The sequence below is a fragment of the Sinorhizobium sp. B11 genome (genome assembly GCA_039725955.1).
GTDB lineage: Bacteria > Pseudomonadota > Alphaproteobacteria > Rhizobiales > Rhizobiaceae > Rhizobium.
This window is the reverse complement of the sequence record CP091033.1, coordinates 689,265-708,145: the sequence shown is the minus strand read 5'-3', so window position 1 is coordinate 708,145 and position 18,881 is coordinate 689,265. Positions and strand designations below refer to the sequence as shown.

At 58.3% G+C, this 18,881-nt stretch carries 21 protein-coding genes; 7 read left to right on the top strand and 14 right to left on the bottom strand.

Going from position 1 to position 18,881, the window contains the following annotated elements:
- Positions 1-216: 216 nt before the first annotated feature.
- Positions 217-363: a DUF1127 domain-containing protein gene (locus tag LVY75_03270; GenBank protein ID XAZ20997.1), complete on the bottom strand. Its 147-nt coding sequence runs from the start codon at positions 361-363 to the stop codon at positions 217-219.
- Positions 364-1,002: 639 nt separating this feature from the next.
- On the opposite strand from LVY75_03270, the gene LVY75_03265 reads away from it, so the two are divergent.
- Positions 1,003-1,923 (top strand): TIGR03571 family LLM class oxidoreductase, encoded by a 921-nt coding sequence (locus LVY75_03265; protein XAZ20996.1) that lies wholly within the window; start codon positions 1,003-1,005, stop codon positions 1,921-1,923.
- Positions 1,924-1,939: 16 nt separating this feature from the next.
- Here LVY75_03265 and LVY75_03260 read toward each other — a convergent pair whose 3' ends face one another.
- Positions 1,940-2,719, bottom strand: coding sequence for a DUF1194 domain-containing protein (locus LVY75_03260; GenBank protein XAZ20995.1), 780 nt, complete (start codon positions 2,717-2,719; stop codon positions 1,940-1,942).
- Between the two features lie 225 nt (positions 2,720-2,944).
- On the opposite strand from LVY75_03260, the gene LVY75_03255 reads away from it, so the two are divergent.
- The gene (locus LVY75_03255) at positions 2,945-3,187 is read left to right on the top strand and encodes a DUF6074 family protein (protein ID XAZ20994.1); all 243 of its coding nucleotides are present in this window, start codon (positions 2,945-2,947) and stop codon (positions 3,185-3,187) included.
- 6 nt (positions 3,188-3,193) lie between these two features.
- On the opposite strand, the gene LVY75_03250 is transcribed toward LVY75_03255, so the two are convergent.
- The 3 genes from LVY75_03250 to LVY75_03240 all read right to left on the bottom strand — a co-directional run bounded on the left by LVY75_03250 (position 3,194) and on the right by LVY75_03240 (position 4,625).
- Positions 3,194-3,496 (bottom strand): hypothetical protein, encoded by a 303-nt coding sequence (locus LVY75_03250; GenBank protein ID XAZ20993.1) that lies wholly within the window; start codon positions 3,494-3,496, stop codon positions 3,194-3,196.
- Between the two features lie 141 nt (positions 3,497-3,637).
- Positions 3,638-3,859, bottom strand: a complete 222-nt coding sequence (locus LVY75_03245) for a hypothetical protein (GenBank protein XAZ20992.1) — start codon at positions 3,857-3,859, stop codon at positions 3,638-3,640.
- Positions 3,860-3,905: 46 nt separating this feature from the next.
- Positions 3,906-4,625, bottom strand: a complete 720-nt coding sequence (locus LVY75_03240) for a Crp/Fnr family transcriptional regulator (protein XAZ20991.1) — start codon at positions 4,623-4,625, stop codon at positions 3,906-3,908.
- 119 nt (positions 4,626-4,744) lie between these two features.
- Here LVY75_03240 and LVY75_03235 point away from each other — a divergent pair, with 119 nt between their 5' ends.
- On the top strand, positions 4,745-4,978 hold the full coding sequence (locus LVY75_03235) for a hypothetical protein (GenBank protein ID XAZ20990.1): 234 nt from the start codon (positions 4,745-4,747) through the stop codon (positions 4,976-4,978).
- A 307-nt stretch (positions 4,979-5,285) separates the two neighbouring features.
- On the opposite strand, the gene LVY75_03230 is transcribed toward LVY75_03235, so the two are convergent.
- Together LVY75_03230 and LVY75_03225 are read right to left on the bottom strand one after the other, a co-directional pair.
- Entirely contained in the window at positions 5,286-6,578 is a 1,293-nt protein-coding gene (locus LVY75_03230; GenBank protein XAZ21305.1) for a sorbosone dehydrogenase family protein, read from the bottom strand.
- 44 nt (positions 6,579-6,622) lie between these two features.
- Positions 6,623-7,066, bottom strand: a complete 444-nt coding sequence (locus LVY75_03225; protein XAZ20989.1) for a DUF2231 domain-containing protein — start codon at positions 7,064-7,066, stop codon at positions 6,623-6,625.
- Between the two features lie 144 nt (positions 7,067-7,210).
- Between LVY75_03225 and LVY75_03220 the strand changes: the two genes are divergently transcribed.
- From LVY75_03220 to LVY75_03210, 3 genes are all read left to right on the top strand, one after another.
- Positions 7,211-8,371, top strand: a complete 1,161-nt coding sequence (locus LVY75_03220) for an HlyD family secretion protein (GenBank protein XAZ20988.1) — start codon at positions 7,211-7,213, stop codon at positions 8,369-8,371.
- Between the two features lies 1 nt (position 8,372).
- Positions 8,373-9,983, top strand: a complete 1,611-nt coding sequence (locus LVY75_03215) for a DHA2 family efflux MFS transporter permease subunit (GenBank protein ID XAZ20987.1) — start codon at positions 8,373-8,375, stop codon at positions 9,981-9,983.
- A gap of 106 nt (positions 9,984-10,089) precedes the next feature.
- Entirely contained in the window at positions 10,090-10,281 is a 192-nt protein-coding gene (locus LVY75_03210; GenBank protein ID XAZ20986.1) for a hypothetical protein, read from the top strand.
- Positions 10,282-10,402: 121 nt separating this feature from the next.
- Here LVY75_03210 and LVY75_03205 read toward each other — a convergent pair whose 3' ends face one another.
- From LVY75_03205 to LVY75_03180, 6 genes are all read right to left on the bottom strand, one after another.
- Positions 10,403-11,473, bottom strand: a complete 1,071-nt coding sequence (locus tag LVY75_03205; protein XAZ20985.1) for an ABC transporter ATP-binding protein — start codon at positions 11,471-11,473, stop codon at positions 10,403-10,405.
- On the bottom strand, positions 11,470-12,297 hold the full coding sequence (locus LVY75_03200) for a carbohydrate ABC transporter permease (GenBank protein XAZ20984.1): 828 nt from the start codon (positions 12,295-12,297) through the stop codon (positions 11,470-11,472). Before LVY75_03200 ends, LVY75_03205 begins: the two co-directional genes overlap by 4 nt.
- Complete coding sequence (locus LVY75_03195) at positions 12,294-13,196, bottom strand: sugar ABC transporter permease (protein ID XAZ20983.1); 903 nt, start codon at positions 13,194-13,196, stop codon at positions 12,294-12,296. Before LVY75_03195 ends, LVY75_03200 begins: the two co-directional genes overlap by 4 nt.
- Positions 13,197-13,295: 99 nt before the next feature.
- Complete coding sequence (locus tag LVY75_03190; GenBank protein XAZ20982.1) at positions 13,296-14,528, bottom strand: sugar ABC transporter substrate-binding protein; 1,233 nt, start codon at positions 14,526-14,528, stop codon at positions 13,296-13,298.
- Between the two features lie 65 nt (positions 14,529-14,593).
- On the bottom strand, positions 14,594-15,496 hold the full coding sequence (locus LVY75_03185; protein ID XAZ20981.1) for a sugar phosphate isomerase/epimerase: 903 nt from the start codon (positions 15,494-15,496) through the stop codon (positions 14,594-14,596).
- A gap of 11 nt (positions 15,497-15,507) precedes the next feature.
- Positions 15,508-16,542, bottom strand: coding sequence for a Gfo/Idh/MocA family oxidoreductase (locus LVY75_03180; protein ID XAZ20980.1), 1,035 nt, complete (start codon positions 16,540-16,542; stop codon positions 15,508-15,510).
- Positions 16,543-16,829: 287 nt separating this feature from the next.
- On the opposite strand from LVY75_03180, the gene LVY75_03175 reads away from it, so the two are divergent.
- Entirely contained in the window at positions 16,830-17,876 is a 1,047-nt protein-coding gene (locus tag LVY75_03175; protein ID XAZ20979.1) for a substrate-binding domain-containing protein, read from the top strand.
- 96 nt (positions 17,877-17,972) lie between these two features.
- On the opposite strand, the gene LVY75_03170 is transcribed toward LVY75_03175, so the two are convergent.
- Complete coding sequence (locus LVY75_03170) at positions 17,973-18,566, bottom strand: transglutaminase-like cysteine peptidase (GenBank protein XAZ20978.1); 594 nt, start codon at positions 18,564-18,566, stop codon at positions 17,973-17,975.
- Between the last annotated feature and the right edge of the window lie 315 nt (positions 18,567-18,881).

The window sequence follows — 18,881 nt, the reverse complement described above, 5'->3', positions numbered from 1 at the left end:
TGGCTCGGGAGGAGGTAAGCCGCGTCTCGGACAAAGCGACGAGGGAGGAGTTTCATCGCTTCGTTGACTTCGAATATAGGCCGATCGCTGCCGGCCTTCTAGGCATATATTTGCAAAGCTGCCATGCGCTATGCGTTAGAAGAAGAGCTTATATGATACAAAAAACGCGCCCGCCTTCATGGGGCGAGCGCGTTTGACATCAATGGAAACTGGGTCTTAGCGGCCGGTAGCCGCGCGTGCGACGTCACGAATATCGCCACGAGCGATACCCAGGTCGTTCAGTTCACGGCTCGACATACGGCCAAGCTCAGCAACCGTTTGACGATACTTGCGCCAGTTATTGAAGGTGCGTGCGATGCTCATTGCAATCCCCTTTCCGTGGGTCCAGCGACAGCTGCCAGGTAGCGGCGCTTCGTTCGCTTTGATGAGAAATATATAATATGGGGCCGCGAAAATGAGTAGCGTTCAGACTACAGCTCACCCATGCATAAAACGCATAGATAAGCAGCCCATTGGCTGCTTATGAGGCAGTTTCCTATCCATGAGTATAGTTGAAGGAGGCCCACCGAAGCCCCACGTGAACTCACGATCCTTCAAAGCCGCTCAGGGGCAAATCGATGTCTAGCTCAGTCTGCGAAACCTACCCCGGAATATGCAGTAAATCCCGCCTCGCATACCCACGTCCTCTCCGCCTGCACCATCCCGCAAACGACAATATAAAAAATGCGATCCGGCCATCTGTTGTCACTCTAACGACCAGCCTTCCAGTATTCCCGGCCAACCCGATATCTGCCCTGGAAGTCGGATCGGCGATTTCAATGCTGGGGCTGCTTGTCTTCGCCGCTCACGAGGAGATCGTGGCCGTCGCCCCCGCGGTCGCTTCCGCTCTCGAGCAGTTTTTTGCAAGCGCACCCGCCGCCCTCTGGTAGCCGCAACATCACGTCCTGTTGCAAAGCTCGTCAGCATTACCCAAGTGCAGGCAGGTAGCGCTGGATATGACCGATGCTCTTTGAAGATTCACGGCTGACAATTGGTGTCGTACTCCCCATGCAGGAGCGAGAACGGGGCGACATCGACTTCGGCCTTCAGCTGGAGCTTGCCCGTCGCGCCGATGAGCTTGGCTTCTCCGCAATCTGGGTCCGCGACGTCCCCTTGAACAGTCCCACCTATCCGGATCCCGTCGGTCATTCCGATCCGTGGGTATTGCTTGGTGCACTGGCGGCATCGACCCGCTCGATCGCGTTAGCGACCGGCGCGATCGTTCTGCCCTTGCGTCATCCGCTTCATATCGCCAAAGCGGCCCTGTCGATGGAAGTGCTGTCATCGGGCAGGTTCGTTCTCGGACTTGGCTCCGGCGACCGTCCGTCGGAATTTGCGGCATTCGACCGCAATGTTGACGACCGGCGCGAATTGTTTCGGTCCAACTGGGCCGTACTCAGCGATGCGCTTGAGGGCCATGCTGGCTCACGGACCGGCGAGGACCAGTTCGAGATCCGCCCCCGCAGCGGGCGGCGGGTGCCGCTGGTGGCCGTCGGTTCGTCCTCGCAATCGCTCGAATGGATCGCCAGAAACGCCGGCGCCTGGATGACCTACCACCGCCCCCTTAGCGCGCAGAAAGATCGGATAGCGCTGTGGCATGGAGCGGTGCAGCGCACGACCACCGAATTCCGCGGTATGGGTCAGGCGATGGCCCTCGATCTTGTGGATGCCTCATCAGACCATGTCGACGAGATCGCACTCGGATATCGAACCGGACCAGAAGGATTGCTCGCCGCACTCCGAGCCCTGCGCAATCTCGGCGTTCACCACGTCGCGTTCAACCTGCTGGTCAATGGGCGCAAGGCTCTCACAGATCTCGAGACTATCGCACGGGAAGTTCTGCCGCGGCTGAACCAGGCCACAAAACTGCAGGCGTCGCGATGATCTGCGGAGTGAGCGACTAGCGGTCGAAGAAATTCTGCCAAAGCTTTTCGCCAACAAGGCAATCCGTGGTCGGCTGGTTCATGGCAATTCTGCGGATCTGTGCTGGTGGCTCGAGTCCGCTTACTTCCCAGACGAGCTTCCGGCGGACGGCAACGGCGAAATCCTCGATCTTGTGCACCGGCAGAACGAAGGAGCCGGGGCCGCCGATCACGCAATCACCGTAATATTTGTCGAGCCCTTCGGGCACGTCAGATGGCCGCAACATGATGGCCAGTCCATTGATGATGATGCCCGCCTTCAAAGCAGCATCGCGTGCGGGTGTGACGGGATCGCCGGAATTGTTGGGACCGTCGCCGGAAACGTCGATCACCTCACGATTTCCTTTAAAGGGGCTCGCCGCAAGCATCGTTGCGCCTTGAACGATCGCTGCGGATATGGATGTGCGGCGCTGGGTGGCAATCGGCCGCGCCTCCAATTTGTCGGCAAAATCCATCGCATCCTTTTCCGTCTCGATCACCTGCCAGTCGATAACGGAACCGGGCACGACATACCCGGCCCATTCAAAATAGCTGACGGCGATCCGCCCGGTCAGCCCTCCTTTCACAGCGTCGAGGAATTCCTTATGCCGCAGCGCCTCCACATAGCCCTCGCGCTGGATGCGGACCTCTTCATAGTCCATCGAGCGCGACGTATCGACGGCCAGCACCAACTCGACGTCGACTTCGTCTTGGCTTGATTGCGCGATCGTGGCGGCAGCGCCGGACAGGCTCGCGAGTATCGCAAGTGTCGTCAGCATCATCACTTCCCATCACTGCGTTATGTCGAGAACTCTAACATAGCCTGGCGTGGCCGCGACTGCCGCCAGATTGCATCCTGTCAATTTTCAGTGATGTCGGGTGCCATGCGATAATCGAGCAGTATCTGAGGAGTCATGTCTCCGCGATCGGCTTCACCACTTGTGAAGAACTCATAGCCATTCTGCGGGACACTTGGCGATTCGCCCAGCAATGACGGAGATAGCATGCCGCTTCTGCAGTTTCCCGCCGACCGACGCACAGCCGATATCAGACGCTGTGCCGAGGCCCTTCAGAACCTTCACGGCGAGGCCGCCAACCGCTTCTGGCGGACGGAGATGGCCGGGTTCGCAGCCAATCTGAGAGAACAGGGCTGCAGCGATGCTGAACTCTCGCGGCAGGCCGCCCTGTTCATGGATGCGGTACAGATGGAGCTTCAGGTCGTCTACGCAGCCGCGGCAGAGCGATAAAAAGCACTATTTGGGAATGCGGTTGTAGAAGGATTGCGGGTCGTAAACGCACTCGTAGTCGAGCACGCACATTTCCCCGTTAGCTGCGCGCACTCTGGCCACGCTGTATTTGTCGCCCAACTGGCATCGCGCCGGCGGGGAACGGAAGCTCCGGCCTCCAAGGCCCATGCGAACGAACACGGCCTTTTTCTGCTGGATAATTTGTGCAAGCTCGCGGCAGGAATGGTCGCGCGCGTTGACCTCTACGGCGTCCAGCGCAAAGGCAGCCGTAGGGAGCAAGAGGGCAGCCGCTAAAATCAAACTTCTCATAAGACCTCCTGATGCGGGCGGGTTGGCAACAGCACCTGCGGGCTTCAATCACAAAAGTAGGCGCCTATGTCGCGCCATAAAGGTAGGATTTGGGCGGATGGCAAACCAGATCTATCCATCCACATTGAAGACGTGCCGGCCTCAGATCTTGCCGCGCGTCGCAAAGACCAACGTCTTCAGTTGTTCCTCGTCGTGAACGCCCTGGCGGTAGAGTTCGATGATGATGGCAGCCGAGCGGCTCACTTCCTCATCGTCATCAGCAAGCCCGAATTCGGCCTTCACAATATCCAGCACTTTCTGGCATGTGGCGAGATCATCCGACGTCAACGCTTCGTCGCGAGGTTTGATATGGCGGCTGATCATGATGCGTTCCCATGTTGGACCTGACACGTCGTCAATAAAGACATTTCTACCGCGCTTCGATTGACAGCGACAAATAGCCGGCGTCAAAGCCGGCAATCTTCTGCAGCTTGTCCCAGTCGATGATGGTAATCACTCTGCCCTCCCAGGTGAAGGCCTTCTCCTTCCGCAGCGATTGCAGCGTCTTGTTCAGATGAACGAGGGAAACGCCCAGAACATCCGCCATGGCGTTCTGTGTCAATGGCAGCTGAAAGCTCGGCCCATTCGTTCTGTGTACCGTTCGCAACCGAACATAGAGCTCGCAGATAAGATGGGCGATATGCGCCTTCTTCGAGCGACGGCCCATCGCAACAATCCATTCGCGGTGCACCGCGCCGTCTACAAGCGTATCAAGCCATAGCAGCCTTGTCAGATGCGGATTGGTCTCGGTTATCGCCTTGAGTTCCTGGTGATCCACCGATGCAACACGGCAATTCGAAATCGCGAGAATGCCGTGGTCCATGACCTTCAGCGGAAAGGCATGAAGATCGACGAAATCGCCGGCTACTTGCAGCGCGGTGATCTGCCGGGTGCCGTCCTCCAAAACCTTGTACCTGGCGGCAAATCCGTCGAGGAGCAGCGTGGAATGATTGGGTCGGCTTCCTTCGGAGACGAGGTCTTCGCCCGCGGCCACGGATCTTTCGCGACCGAAAATAGAGCGCAAGAGCTCGATTTCGGCAGCAGAGAGGACATCGTGACTTTCAAGATTGAGAAGGAGCGGCTCGATCACGAACGGCTCCCGCTATCTAAGGCGGCGACTGAAAACAGATTATATTCCAACAGGGTAGAAAAAGGGAACAAATTCGAGAGCCGGCACTTCATGGTGAAATATTCTGATGGTGGGAGCAGATGGCCCGATATTTTTTTGACCTTCACAATGGTGACGGCCCGATCCGGGACAATGAGGGAACGGAACTTGAGTCGCGGGCCGAGGTACTCAGGGAAATGGCACGAATCCTGGTGGATATCGCACGTGATGAACTGCCAGCCGGAGAGAGAACGATCATATCGTTGACGGTCCGGTCCGGAGAGCGGCCAATTTCCGTTGCAAGCCTCGCCTTTTCAAACGAATGGCTGGATTGACCCCACCCTGAATCAAGCCGGATAGCCGGTGAATAACTGATCGAACGTGCCAAACTTGCGCCCCTGACATGACATGCAAGACAGTGCATGCGGCAGGACCATAGCTGGCAGTCTATTTGCCAGCATTTAAATTTGACACAACCGACCGCCGCTTCGAGATGTCAGTCGAACGACTTGCGATATCCTGGACCGTCTTCGCAAGACCGTATTACCTCCTGTCCCGCCGAAATGCGCGAGAGCATTTTCGGATATCGCCAGCCTTGTGAACGGCAAGGCCGCCCCCGAGAGAAAAGGTTTATTCGGCGACCTACTTTGCTGCAGTCACACGCCAGACGGTGTTGCCGACATCATCGGCAATCAGCAGCCCGCCGGATCTGTCGACGGCAAGGCCGACGGGCCTGCCATGTGCCTGGTCCTCCCCTTGAAGAAAGCCGGTGACGATGTCCTGCGGATTGCCGCTCGGCTTGCCATTCTGGAAAGGCACGAAAACGACCTTGTAGCCATTGAATTCGTGGCGGTTCCAGCTTCCATGCTCGCCGACGAAAGCACCGCCTCGATATTCGGCCGGGAGGTTGTCAGCCGTATAAAAGGCCATGCCGAGCGGTGCGACATGCGAGCTCAGTGAATAATCGGGGGCAATCGCCTTGGCCACGAGATCCGGCCTCTGCGGCATGACACGCGGATCGATATTCTGGCCGTAATAGCTGTATGGCCAGCCATAGAAGCCACCATCCCTGACCGATGTCATGTAATCGGGAACAAGATTGGGGCCAAGTTCATCCCTTTCATTGACGACCGTCCAGAGCATATGGGTCTGTGGCTCCCAACTGAGGCCATTGGGATTGCGCAGCCCATCGGCGAATATCCTGAATCTGCCAGTCTGGCGGTCGACCTGCAGAATGGCGGCGCGGTTCTTCTCTGCCTCGATGCCATTTTCAGTGATATTGCTGTTCGAACCAACGCCGACATAGAGCGTGTTGCCGTCTTCGCTGGCGAGGAGGCTCTTCGTCCAGTGATGGTCGATCGGCCCGCCGGGGAGCTCGGTCAGCACGACGCCGGGTTCGGTGATCTTCGTCTCGCCTTGCTGATAGGGATAACGCCTGATGGCATCGGTATCGGCGACATAGAGATCGTTGCCGACGAGGGCCACGCCAAAGGGCGAATTGAGATGGTCGAGGAAGATGTCCTTGACCTCGGCAATACCATCTCCATCGGCGTCGCGCAGCAGCGTAATGCGATTGCTGCCCTCGTTGCTGGAACCACCGCCCGAGGTCGCCATGGATTCGATCCAGCCCATGATAAGATCCTTGGGCCGCTTGATCGATGCAGCCGGAGGCGCAATGGACTCGACTGCCAGGACGTCACCATTCGGTAGCACATAGACCGAGCGCGGATGCTTCAGATCCGTTGCCAGCGCCTTGATCCGCAGCCCGTCCGCGACCTTCGGCGTTTCGCCTTCCTTCCATCCGATGACCGAAGCGACATGCATCGGTGGGACGAGATATTGCGACTGCTCCGGCAGCTTTGGACCTGGGCCGATTTCGCTTGTCGGATTCGGTTCATTGTCACTGCAGGCCGTAAGCACGCAGCTGCCGCACATAAGAAACAAGGCCAAAGCGCCGGAAGGGGCAAAAGACCGGGTCATCATTCGAGCCCTCCGATGTGCTGGCGCAGAACAACCCAGCCGAGACAGGCATTGATGACGATCAGCGCGGTTGCAGCGACCGACAGCATCAGCCCTGTCGGCACGACGGATGTCCAGGCATCGCGGCTATGAATGAAGGCGTTGAACAGCGACACCAGGAAAGTTGCGATGTTGCCGATGACATAAAGCCATCCCACGCCGCGTAGCGGCAGCCGGCCGATGAAGATGTCAACGAGCGCGGCGAGGGCGGCCAGTCCACCGAGCAACAGTCCCGATGCCAGGAGCCAGGCGGAAAAATTGGTCCACATCATCTCTGCCGTTCGCCAATAGGTGATGTCCGTCAGCAGTGCCCCGATAAAGCAGCCGGCTGAAAAATGAAGCGGGATCGAGCGTAGAGGTGGCGCCACGATCGAAGTGTAGGCGCGTGTGGTGGAATAGGTCATGTTCTTGATCCATAGAGGTCGCCCGGCGTTGGCTTAACCTTCGCCACCTGGAATTGTTCCTCAGCTACAGTTGCTCTAGGAGGTCTTGCGGCATTTTGACCGGAACCGAAGCCGATGATCCGGCGTTGGTTTCAGGTTTTCATAATGAAAGACATTGCCGTGCCCCAGAACCAGCGCGCCGCCGCCGGGCAAGATCAGTCCTCCGGTCCTGCAAAAAACGAAGCACCGGACCGGGAGGTCAAGAACGAAACGGAAGCTGAGAAGCGTCCCTCCATTATCCGGCGCCATCCGATAGCGACCATACTTATCGTTCTTGCCCTGATCGTTCTTGCTGCCGTCGGCTATTTCATCTGGCTTATCTATTTCCATCCCTATGAAACAACGGACGATGCCTTTGTCGATGCCCGCAGCTTCTCGGTCGCTGCCAAGGTATCGGGTTATGTCTCGGATGTTCCCGTCTCCGATAACAAGCATGTCGACGCCGGCGCGATCATCGTCAAGATCGACCCCCGCGACTATCAGATCGCACTGGATCAGGCCCACGGCCAGGTCGGTGTCGCAAAGGCAGCGATCTCCAACGCCGAAGCGCAGATTGCAGCGGCAGCCGCAGCGATCGACGAGGCCAAGGCACAGCAAACCTCTGCAGAAGCGGCCCTTCAATATGCACAGGATGAAAACGACCGGCAGCAGCAGCTGGTCAAAAGCGGCGCCGGTTCGGAACAGGCCGCACAGCAGGCAGCATCAACATTGAGGCAAAACAGAGCAAGTACCGCTCAAGCGCAGGCAAGCGTCACCTCGGCGGTCAAGAACAAGGCAGCTGCCGAAGCGCAACGGGCCAGCGCCGTCGCCAATCTGCGTCAGGCGGAAGCCCAGGTTGAAGCGGCGGAACAGAATCTGAGCTACACGACGATCACGGCCGCGCAGCCCGGCCGTGTCGTCAAACTCAGTGGCTCGAAAGGGCAATATGTCCAGGCTGGGCAGGCAGTCTCCATGTTCGTGCCCGACGAGATCTGGGTGACGGCCAATTTCAAGGAAACCCAGCTGACGGACATGCGGCCGGGCCAGCCCGTCGATGTGACGATCGACGCCTATCCAGATCATGTGCTTCGCGGCCGTGTCGATTCCGTCCAGCCCGGTTCGGGCACTGCCTTTTCACTGCTTCCGGCTGAAAACGCGACCGGCAACTATGTCAAGGTCACACAGCGCGTGCCCGTCAAGATCGTCGTCGACAACTGGCCGAAGGACGTGGCCATCGGTCCCGGCATGTCCGTGGTGCCAACGGTAACCGTGCGCCCGAGGAACTGACATGACCGAAGCCACGACAGCCGATGGCACGCCGGCATCTGGTGCCAGGATCGCCAATCCGTGGCTGATCGCGCTCGTCGTTTCGCTCGCGACCTTCATGGAAGTTCTGGATACGACGATTGCCAATGTGGCGCTGCGCTACATCTCCGGCGGCCTTGCCGTCAGCGCCGATGAAGCGTCATGGGTCGTAACCACCTATCTCGTGTCCAACGCCATCATTCTCGTCGCCAGCAGTTTCATTGCCAAGCGCTACGGGAGACGGCGCTTCTATCTTCTGTGCCTTGCGACCTTCACCATTGTCTCTCTCTGCTGCGGCCTCGCCTGGAACCTGCAATCCCTGCTGATCTTTCGCATGATCCAAGGCTTCGCAGGCGGCGGCATGGTGCCGATCTCCCAGTCGATCCTCGCCGATTCCTTTCCGCCATCGAAGCGCAGCCAGGCATTTGCACTCTTCGGCGTTGCCGTTGTTGTCGCTCCCGTCGTCGGCCCGACGCTCGGCGGCTACCTTTCGGACAATTTCTCCTGGCACTGGTGCTTCCTGATCAACGGACCCGTCGGCCTCTTTGCCTTCATCCTCGTCTATTTCCTCGTGGACGAACCGGACTCGCTGCGTCAGGAGCGCGCGCGGATGCGCCGGAAGGGCGTGCGCTTCGATATTGTCGGCTTCCTGCTGGTCGCGACCTTTCTCGGCGCGCTCGAATTGGTTCTCGACCGAGGTCAGACGGAAGACTGGTTCGACTCGAACTTCATCATCGGTGCGACGGCAATCTGCATCGCAGCTTTTCTTCTTGCGATTCCATGGCTGATGAAAGCGACCAATCCCGTCGTCGACCTGCGCTTGCTGGCAAGCCGGCAATTCGGTTCCTGCTTCATCGTCATGCTGGCAACGGGCGCGATCCTGATCGCCACAACCCAGTTCATTCCGCAGGTCCTGCAGCAGAATTTCGGCTATACAGCGACCTGGGCCGGGCTTGCGCTCTCGCCCGGCGGCCTGGTCACGATGTTCATGATGTTCGTGGCGGGCCGGATCTCCAACAAGGTCCAGCCGAAATATCTGATCGCCATCGGCACGGCAATCATTGCAGCTGCAATGTATGACATGACGCGCCTCAATGCCGATTTGAACTTCGGTTTTTTCGTCTGGTCGCGCATCTATCTCGGCTTCGGCCTTCCGCTGATCTTCATTCCCATGACCGCAGCTTCCTATGACGGCCTCAGGCCGGACCAGACCGACCAGGCATCGGCCCTCATCAATGCGGCGCGCAATACCGGCGGCTCTATTGGTGTTTCAATCGCATCCAACGTGCTTGCCCATCGTGAACAATGGCATCAAAGCCGGTTGGTCGAGCACATCATCCCCTCCGACCCCGCCTACAATCATGCGCTGCAGGGGGCGACCCAATATTTTGCCGACAGAGGAAACGGAGCGATCGATGCACAATCGCAGGCCCTAGGCTGGATCGGCCAACAGGTGCAGAGCCAGGCTAGCTATCTTGCCTATATCGACGTCTTTCACACATTGATGTGGCTGTCGCTGGCAGTTTTGCCGCTCGCCTTCATTCTGCGCAAGATCGACCTCGGTGAAGGCTCAAGCCACCCCAGCGGGCACTGATCTGCCCAACATCAACAACCTCGTGTATATCCCCTAATCTGGGGGTTCATTCGAATCACCGCATGTACTATGTATGCGACGTGATATTCACACGAGACAGGTACTGATGACCCCAGAAATGTCCGGCTTTGAATGCACCCGCGGCAATGCCGTTTCCGGCAAGCTGAAGCTTTCAAGCAAACTGCCCTATTTCATCGTTGCAGGACTTGCTGTGGCTGTATGGGCAAACTCCAGCGAACGACCGCATGATACGGAAGTTGCAGCCAAGAAGGCCGCGACGGCTTCGCTCGCTCAATAAGCATAGCGATGGCTCGGCCGACGCACATGGCCGCCGAGAGCATTCAGATTTGTCGCTGATAAATCATGGCCAAGCAGGATCCCGCAGTGGATAGCTGCGGGGACCTGACTTAAATGCGACATCAAATTCTGATGCCGCTCGTCTCATCAAAGAGATGCACCTGTACCGGATCGACAGTGACGCCGATCGTCTGGCCCGGCTGAACCGATCCTCTGCCCGTTTCGACGATCGTCATTTCGGGTGTCGTAGCCGCGGTGATGAAGGTCGATGAGCCCGTGGATTCAACGACCGCGACCGGCACGTCAAAGCTCCCCTGCCCCTGATTGGTGATGCCGATATGCTCAGGCCGGATGCCGGCGGTGACCTTGCGGCCCGGCTGGATCTGATGATCGATGGCAATCTGCTGCCTGACCGCGCCGAGATCGAGCGTCAGGCTTTTTCCATCCTCGCCGGCCACGGCCGGAATGAAGTTCATCGCAGGTGAACCAATGAAACCTGCGACGAATTTGTTGGCAGGCCGGTCATAGAGATCAAGCGGACGGCCCTGTTGTTCGATGATGCCGTCGCGCATGACGACGACATGATCGGCCATGGTCATCGCTTCGATCTGGTCATGCGTTACATAGACCGAGGTCGCGTGCAGACGATCGTGCAGCGCGCGGATCTCCTTGCGCATATGGACGCGCAGCGCCGCATCGAGGTTCGACAGGGGTTCGTCGAAAAGGAACGCCTTCGGGTGGCGGATGATGGCACGGCTCATGGCAACGCGTTGGCGCTGACCGCCGGAAAGCTCACGCGGATAGCGCTTCAGCAGATGCGAAAGGCCTGTGGTGGCGGCGACCTCCTCGGCCGCCTTCTTCGCCTCCGCCTTTGCAACGCCACGCATGCGCAGGCTGTAGGTGAGGTTTTCCTCAACGGTCATATGCGGATAAAGCGCATAGGACTGGAATACCATGGCAACATCGCGTTTACGCGGCGGCACCCCGTTCATCATCTCGCCGGCAATCTTCAGGCTGCCATCGGAAATGGTCTCCAGTCCGGCGAGCGAACGCAGCAGGGTCGACTTGCCGCAGCCGGAAGGGCCAACGAGTGCGACGAAGGTGCCCTTGGCGATGGAAAGGTCGATATTCTTCAAGGCATGGAAGGCGCCGTAATATTTGTTGACGCCGGCAAGCTCGATCTGTGGGGTCATTTGAGGGCTCCCGAAGTGAGGCCGGATACGATGCGGCGCTGCAAGAGAACGAAGATGGCGAGGATCGGCGTCACATACATCGTGGCGTAGGCCATGATGTTGTTCCATTCATTGGTATTCGGCCCCATGAAGGAATTGAGCCCGACGCTTGCCGGCTGAAGCTCGGCGGCCTGGATCATCGACTTGGAATAGACGAACTCGCCGAAGGCCTGCATGAAGATGAGGATAGCGCTGACCAAAATGCCGTTACGGGCAAGCGGGAGCACGATATTGAAGAAGGCGCCGACACGTGAATTGCCGTCGACGAGGGCCGCCTCTTCGAGCTCCATCGGAACCGCCATGAACGTGGCGCGCACCAACACGACGAAGAACGGCATGCTTTTCGCGGCAATGGCGATGATGACGGCAAGCCGCGGATAATTCAGCATGCCGATCTGCGAGAAGCCGACAAAGATCGGCGTGATCATCAGCGAAGCCGGCAGAACCTGCAGCATGAGAATAAGAAAGAGGCCGATATCCACCCAGATGTTGCGGTAGCGCGCCAGCACATAGGCGCAGCCAACGCCGAGCACCGTGATGATAACGACTGCGCCAATCGCGATCACCAGCGAGTTCCAGAGATAGAGCCCCATGTTCCGGCTTTCCCAGACATAGGTATAGGTGCTCCATTGCGGCGAGGCCGGCCAGAAGCTCGGGGGTGTGGCGAACATCTCCGAACCGCTCTTCAGCGCGGTGATGTACATCCAATAGAGCGGGAAAAGGTAGATCGCCGCCATGATGATGGCGATCACGAGCATCAATCGATTGCGTGCAGTCTCGCTCATCCGCGCACCTCATGGCGGGTTGAGCGCACGTAGACGACAGAGGCGAACATCACGAAGACGATCATGATGACGGAAATGGTCGCGCCCTTGGCGAAATCGTATTGGCGGAAAGACAAATCCCAGGCCCAGTATTGCGTGACGTTGGAGGAGTTGTTTGGTCCGCCTGAAGTGATGGCGGCAAAGAGGTCGAACTGCTGCAGCGTGAAGATCAGCCCGAGCGCAATGATGGCGCCAATCGTCGAGCGCATCATCGGCAGCGTGATCGTCCAGAAGCGCTGCCAGGCCGTGGCACCGTCAAGTTCGGCGGCCTCATAGAGATCACCCGGGATACCGGAGAGACCGACGGACAGCAGGATCATGTTGAAGGACGTGCCGAGCCAGATATTGGCGATGATGACGGCGTAGAGCGAATAGTGCGGGTCCGAGCGCCAGAAGATATTGCCGGAGATGATGCCGCTTTCCTTCAGGATGAAGTTCAGCACACCGAAATCACCTGACAGGATCCAGTTCCAGATCGCACCAACGACGAGGCCAGGCATGACCCAGGAGACAAGAAAGAGGCCGCGCAGCCAGGAGGCGCCTGGGAAATTGACCCAGAAGAACAGTGCCAGACCGAAGCCTATCAAGAACTGGCCGGCGATCGAACCGACGACGAAGATCGCCGTATTGTAGAGGATCGGCAGCGTTTCAGGCTGTGCAAAGAGGTCCACGTAATTCTTGAAACCCACCCAGGGGCGTGAGAAGGTACCGAGGCTGAACATGTCAACCTCCTGAAAGCTCATCACCACATTGTAGATGAGCGGCAGGCCTGCCATCAGGAACAGAAAGCCGAGCGGAAAGGCGACGAGCACGATATCGAAACCGCGGCCATCCCTGACGCTGGAAAGGATCCTTCTCATGGGTCCTCCATTGCTCCGAACGGGGCTGCCCGACGCTTTCGCGGGAGACAGCCCCTGCCGGGAGGAAAAGATGGATGGCCGGTGGCCATCCGGTGATGGTTAGCCGAGCACTGCCTTGATCTTGTCGGCAGCCTGATCAAGCGCGTCCTTCGGACTCATCTGGCCGGTGAGTGCGGCCTGAATGGCGTCCTGGATCGCCTTGGAAATCTTCGGCCACTGCGGATGCGGGCCGCGCGGCTTGGCGTATTTCAGCTGTTCGAGGAAGACCTTGAGGGCAGCATCCTTCAACGGCTGGCCGGTCTCGGGGATCGAGATATCGGAACGGGCCGGAAGCTGGCCGAAGTTCTTGAACATCTTGTCGTCCTGCGACGCGAAATATTCGAGCGCCTTGAAGGCTTCAGCCGGATGTTTGCTCGTCGAGAAAACCGCCCAGTTGAAGTCGCCCATGGCCGAGGAACGCTCAGCACCTTCTTTCGGGACCGGCAGCAGAGTGACACCCCAGTCGAACTTGGCTTCCTTCGTCATACGGTCCAGCTCCCACGGACCGGAAATCGCCATGGCAGCGTTGCCGGAATTGAAAGTGCCGGTCGAATCCCACTGGCCACGGGTCAGCGTATCCGGAGAAGCAAGCTTCTCGTCCATGATCGTCTTCCAGACTTCAAGCGCCTTGACCGCACCGTCGGAATTGATGTGTTCATAACTGCCGCCGCCCATCTGCGCCCAGGGCAGGAACTGGAAGGTGCCTTCCTCATTGGCCTTGGCCGAGAAGGCGAGACCATAGACGTTCTTAGCCGGATCCGTCAGCTTGCGGGCATCTTCGACAAGTTCGTCCCAGGTCTGCGGCGGCTTGTTCGGATCAAGGCCTTTCGCCTTGAACATGTCCTTGTTGTAGTAAAGCGCGATCGTGTTCGTTGCCTTCGGCACACCGAAATATTTGCCGTCCCACTCGACCGACTTCAGCGGTCCGGGGAAGTAGTTTTCGGGCTTGATGACCTTGGAATTCTTGATCATATCGGTCAGATCAAGGAAGGCGCCGCGCGATGAAAATAGCGCGTGCTCGGGATTGTCGACGGCGATGATGTCGGGAGCCTGGCCGGTAGCATAGGCGCGCATCGCTTCGGTAACGACGTCATCGAACTGGATCAGGCGATATTCGATGGTAATGCCATTGTGCTGGTCATTGAATTCCTTGACCAGGTTCGGCGCCGGCTGGATGTCCTTGTCGAGCGACCACAGCGTCAGCTTGACGTCTTCCGCCTTGGCGGAAAGACCGAAGAGCGAAACGCCAGCAAGCGCCAGCGCACCCAGAACTGCAAATTTGCGGATAGCCATAGTTCTCCTCCTTCGTGGTTATCCCTTGAAATGGCCGGCATGTCCTCCGTGCCGGCCATGTTTCCTCACACCGGATCGATGACGAAATCGCCGCCCCGGGCATGTTTCAGATGATTGAGCGCGTAGACCTGACCGGTCATTTCGAGCGCATCACGATAGACCGGGTCATGCCAGCCTTCGATATCGATGGAACCGGACCAGCCGGCGAGCCGCAGCTCGGAAATGATGTCTGTCCAGTTGCTGTCGCCGAAGCCCGGCGTGCGCATGAAGACGAACTTCTCCTTGCCGAAAATACCGTGTTCCTTGATCACATCCCAGCGGATGGTCGCATCCTTGCCGTGGACGTGGAAGATCTTGCTCGCCCACTTGCGGATCTGCGGCAGCGGCTCGATCAGATAGACCATCTGATGGCACGGCTCCCATTCGAGGCCGATATTGTCGTCGGGCGTCTCGTTGAAGATCAGTTCCCAGGCATCGGGATTGTGGGCAATGTTCCAGTCGCCGGTCGCCCAGTTGCCGTCCATGGCGCAATTTTCGAAAGCGATCTTGATGCCCTTGTCGGCAGCGCGCTTGGCGAGCTCGCTCCAGATCTGCTTGTAGCGCGGCAGACTTTCGGTCAGCGGCTTGTTGCGGATGCGGCCGGTAAAACCGGCAACGCAGGTGGCGCCGAAGTGATGGGCGTTATCGATGCAATCCTTCCAGCCCTGCAGCGTCTGCAGGTCGATATCGGTCTCCTCGAGCGGATTGCCGAACATGCCGAGCGTCGAAATGGTGATGTCGCGATCACCGATTGCGTCGACGCTACGCTTGCCGAGTTCGGCGAGATCCTGGCCATTGGTGGTCTGCCAGAAGAAAGGCTCGAAGCTTTCGAAACCCATATCGGCGATCTGGGCAATGCGCTTGTCGGCGCCGCCCTTGGAGGCGCTGACCATGGTGCCGATGCGAATGGCTTTGGCGGGGTTGCTCACGTCATCTATCCTTATGCTGAAATTTCGACGCGACGTCCGGTCTTGGCGCTTTCGATCGCACCGAAAACCATGGCGAGGCTTCTGATATTGTCGGAACTGGCCGTCTCCGGCCGCTTGCCGGTGCGGATCGCTTCGACGAAGCTGGCGATCACGCTGGCATGGCCATGCGTTTCTTCCTCGCGCTCGGGTGCGGGAACCTCCACAGGCGAAAAGCCGTGAAGCAGGCCCGTCTCATTGCCGGAGGTAGCCGCCTTGAACCCGTCCTCGCCATCCCAGGTCAGCATGCCCCTGGAACCGACGATCCGCCACTGGCTTTCCCAGCTCGTGCGCTCACCCTCGGCACACCAGGAGCCGCGATAGGTGAAGACGACATCGTCGGAGAATTCGAAAGTGGCATTGGCCGAGGCACCATGGCGATACCAGGACCCTCTGGGATTACGCTCAACGCAATAGACGGCGAGCGGCTTTTTGCCGGCCACATAGCGTGCCGCATCGAAAGTGTGGATCGCCATGTCCAGCAACAGGACATTGTCCATCTCTTCGCGGAAGCCACCGAAATGCGGGGCGATGAAGAAGTCACAATGAATGCCGGTCAACTCGCCGATCGCCCCGCTCTCGACGAAGCGACGCAGGCGGCGCACACCGGATATGAAACGGCGGTTCTGAATGATCGCATGGATTTTGCCGGTCTCGGCGGCAAGGTCGATGAGTGCTGCACCTTCAGCAAGCGAGGTCGCCATCGGCTTTTCACTCAGCACATGGCAACCGGCCTTCATGGCCGTCGATACGACGTTGAAACGAGCGGTCGGGATAACGACATCGAAAACGATGTCTGCTTTGGTTTCGGCGATGACGGCGGCGAGATCGGTGCCGATGCGAGCCGCGCTCAAGCCGAATTCCTCGGCGAGCTTCTCAGCGGCAGCCGGATTGACGTCGACAAGGCCGACGACTTCGATTGCCTCGGCAAGGTCGGGCGTTTCCTTGATAGCACGCAGCCAGCCTTTGGACATAGCTCCGCACCCGCACAGAATGGCATTCAATTTCACGATTTCCTCCAGCGGTGCGCTTCAGATTTCCTCCCGAAACGCCTTCCGTAAACGTTTACGATACTAAGCGGAAACGTTTGCTGCTGTCAATGCCGGCACGGTTTGTCAAATTGCTGCGGAAAATCACAATGCGAACGGGCGCTTAGGCAAAAGCTTCGGCAATGCAGCAACAAATTTTTTTTCGGACCGCGCAAAAATACAGTACGCCGTCACGGCAAATGCTTTCCGTAAACGTTTTCTCATGGCAATAAGATGAGAGGATCCGCCTACCGGAAGAAAGTTTGCAGATGAAGGGTATCCGCCAGCTCGCCGAACATCTCGATATATCGATCGGGACGGTTTCGCGTGCGCTGAACGGCAAGGCCGATGTCAACGAGGAGACCCGCAAGCGCGTGCTGGCCGCCGCCCAAGAATTCGGTTACGTGGCCAATCAATCCGGCCGCAGCCTTCGTCAGGGAACGACCAACGTCATCGGCCTGATGATTGAATCCAGCAAGGAGACGGTCGAAAACAGCGACAACTTCTTCCTCGGCGTCACCGGCGGGCTCCAAAGCGTGTTGTCGCGACATAAACTCGATCTCGTCATGCTGCCCTGCCCCAGCGACGAGGATCCCTACGAGTATCTGAAGCGTATGGTGGCGCGCCGTGTCGTCGATGCCATGATCATCTCCGCAACTCAACGCATCGACAAACGCATCGATTTGCTCGTCAAGGCGAAGATCCCCTTCGTCGCACTCGGTCGCAGCTCTTCCGGCGGCGGCAACTTCACCTGGATCGACCTTGATTTCGAAGGTGTTGCGACCTGCGCCGTCGACCGGCTCGTCGGCAAGGGGCATCGCCGCATTGCGATTGCCGCACCGTCAGGGGAGATCAATCTCGGCTATATCTTTGTCGATGCCTACCGGAAGGCCCTGGAGAAGCACGGTATCGGCTATGATCCGAAGCTGGTGATCCGCGTGAAGTCCAGTGAACAGGGCGGGTATCAAGCCGGCGACGAACTGTTGCGGATCGAGGACAAGCCCACAGCGATCATTTTGATCTACGAACTGATGGCGATCGGCCTCTACCGCCGCCTTGTCGAAGCCGGCATCGTCCCCGGCCGCGATCTCGCTGTTATCGGCTTCCGCGAGGAACCCCGCGCCAGATTCCTGCAGCCGACACTCACCTGCTTCCGCATGTCGCTGCCTGACCTCGGTGCGGCACTTGCCGAAACCTTGCTTGCGGGAATGCCTGCCTATTCGGAAACCTACAGCAACGGAGTGCGTAACCGCATCTGGCCGCTGGAACTTGTGCCCGCGGAAAGTGACGCCTTTTTGATGGAGCCCAGAACGTGACGCAATGGGCGTCACGCCATCCATGTTCGTGATACGAAACCAACGGCTCGGCTAAGAACCGTCTGTCCGGCTGGTTTTACGGTGCAGCAAATCCAATCAGAGTTCGTACCATATCCGCGGGTTATCGCCCGACTGGATCATCAGCCAGCGAAGATCCGTATCCTTCCAGCCCTTGATCGCATTCGTGCGGTTGTCGAGCACCAGATCGCCCTGATCGGTCTTGACAACCAGAACCGCGTGTCCTTCACCGTAGGGCGTCTTCGTCACCGCAATCCGCAGTGCCTTCGGCGACCAGCCCATCGCAATGAGATGATCACGCTTCGTCAGCGCGAAATCCTCGCAGTCACCCGATTTCACGTTCACCTGCCAGACATCGCCCTGATCCTGGCTGTCGTTCACCGGGCGGATCGAACGGTTGACCGAGGCATTGACCGATCGAAGCTGCTTGTTCGCGAATTCATTCAGCGAAATTTCCGAAGCTCCACCGCGTGCCTCGCATTCACCGGGGTTTTGCGCGCAGAACATCACATGGGCGAAAGGTGCCGTAGTCCGGCGCTTTTCGGAAATATAGCTGAATGCCGGCGCGGCCTTCAATCCGCGGGCAATACCGGCAGGACCGGCGGCCTGCGCGGTCTGAACCGCAAACAGAGATGCAAGCGTCACCGCAGTAACCAGCGCGTGCTTAAACATTTTCTTACCCCGTTTCGACGACCGCATTGCGGTCGAATATCCATGCCGGTTGAAATCCGGCTTCCATTGGTCGAAGCTCTATCCAGCTTCAGCCAACGACGGGAACATACGGAGGCAGGGCTCTCGATCCGTTTAAATCGTTCTGGACAATTTTAGCGAACTATCTTTTTTCCGAAGCAACCGAATGTGGCGGCCAATTCTGGTACGATTGTCGCACCGGATTCGTGCGGGGTTGCAAAAGTCGCACAATTCTTGCAGAGACAAAAACAGCGGCGCCGGAGGGGCGGCCGACCTCTCAAAGTTTGGCCGTGTCTG

Bases quoted from the DNA above. Each gene is read 5' to 3' on its own strand.
- LVY75_03270 (XAZ20997.1), bottom strand. From the start codon at position 363: ATGAGCATCGCACGCACCTTCAATAACTGGCGCAAGTATCGTCAAACG.
- LVY75_03265 (XAZ20996.1), top strand. From the start codon at position 1,003: ATGCTCTTTGAAGATTCACGGCTGACAATTGGTGTCGTACTCCCCATG.
- LVY75_03260 (XAZ20995.1), bottom strand. From the start codon at position 2,719: ATGCTGACGACACTTGCGATACTCGCGAGCCTGTCCGGCGCTGCCGCC.
- LVY75_03255 (XAZ20994.1), top strand. From the start codon at position 2,945: ATGCCGCTTCTGCAGTTTCCCGCCGACCGACGCACAGCCGATATCAGA.
- LVY75_03250 (XAZ20993.1), bottom strand. From the start codon at position 3,496: ATGAGAAGTTTGATTTTAGCGGCTGCCCTCTTGCTCCCTACGGCTGCC.
- LVY75_03245 (XAZ20992.1), bottom strand. From the start codon at position 3,859: ATGATCAGCCGCCATATCAAACCTCGCGACGAAGCGTTGACGTCGGAT.
- LVY75_03235 (XAZ20990.1), top strand. From the start codon at position 4,745: ATGGCCCGATATTTTTTTGACCTTCACAATGGTGACGGCCCGATCCGG.
- LVY75_03230 (XAZ21305.1), bottom strand. From the start codon at position 6,578: ATGTGCGGCAGCTGCGTGCTTACGGCCTGCAGTGACAATGAACCGAAT.
- LVY75_03225 (XAZ20989.1), bottom strand. From the start codon at position 7,066: ATGACCTATTCCACCACACGCGCCTACACTTCGATCGTGGCGCCACCT.
- LVY75_03220 (XAZ20988.1), top strand. From the start codon at position 7,211: ATGAAAGACATTGCCGTGCCCCAGAACCAGCGCGCCGCCGCCGGGCAA.
- LVY75_03215 (XAZ20987.1), top strand. From the start codon at position 8,373: ATGACCGAAGCCACGACAGCCGATGGCACGCCGGCATCTGGTGCCAGG.
- LVY75_03210 (XAZ20986.1), top strand. From the start codon at position 10,090: ATGACCCCAGAAATGTCCGGCTTTGAATGCACCCGCGGCAATGCCGTT.
- LVY75_03205 (XAZ20985.1), bottom strand. From the start codon at position 11,473: ATGACCCCACAGATCGAGCTTGCCGGCGTCAACAAATATTACGGCGCC.
- LVY75_03200 (XAZ20984.1), bottom strand. From the start codon at position 12,297: ATGAGCGAGACTGCACGCAATCGATTGATGCTCGTGATCGCCATCATC.
- LVY75_03195 (XAZ20983.1), bottom strand. From the start codon at position 13,196: ATGAGAAGGATCCTTTCCAGCGTCAGGGATGGCCGCGGTTTCGATATC.
- LVY75_03190 (XAZ20982.1), bottom strand. From the start codon at position 14,528: ATGGCTATCCGCAAATTTGCAGTTCTGGGTGCGCTGGCGCTTGCTGGC.
- LVY75_03175 (XAZ20979.1), top strand. From the start codon at position 16,830: ATGAAGGGTATCCGCCAGCTCGCCGAACATCTCGATATATCGATCGGG.
- LVY75_03170 (XAZ20978.1), bottom strand. From the start codon at position 18,566: ATGTTTAAGCACGCGCTGGTTACTGCGGTGACGCTTGCATCTCTGTTT.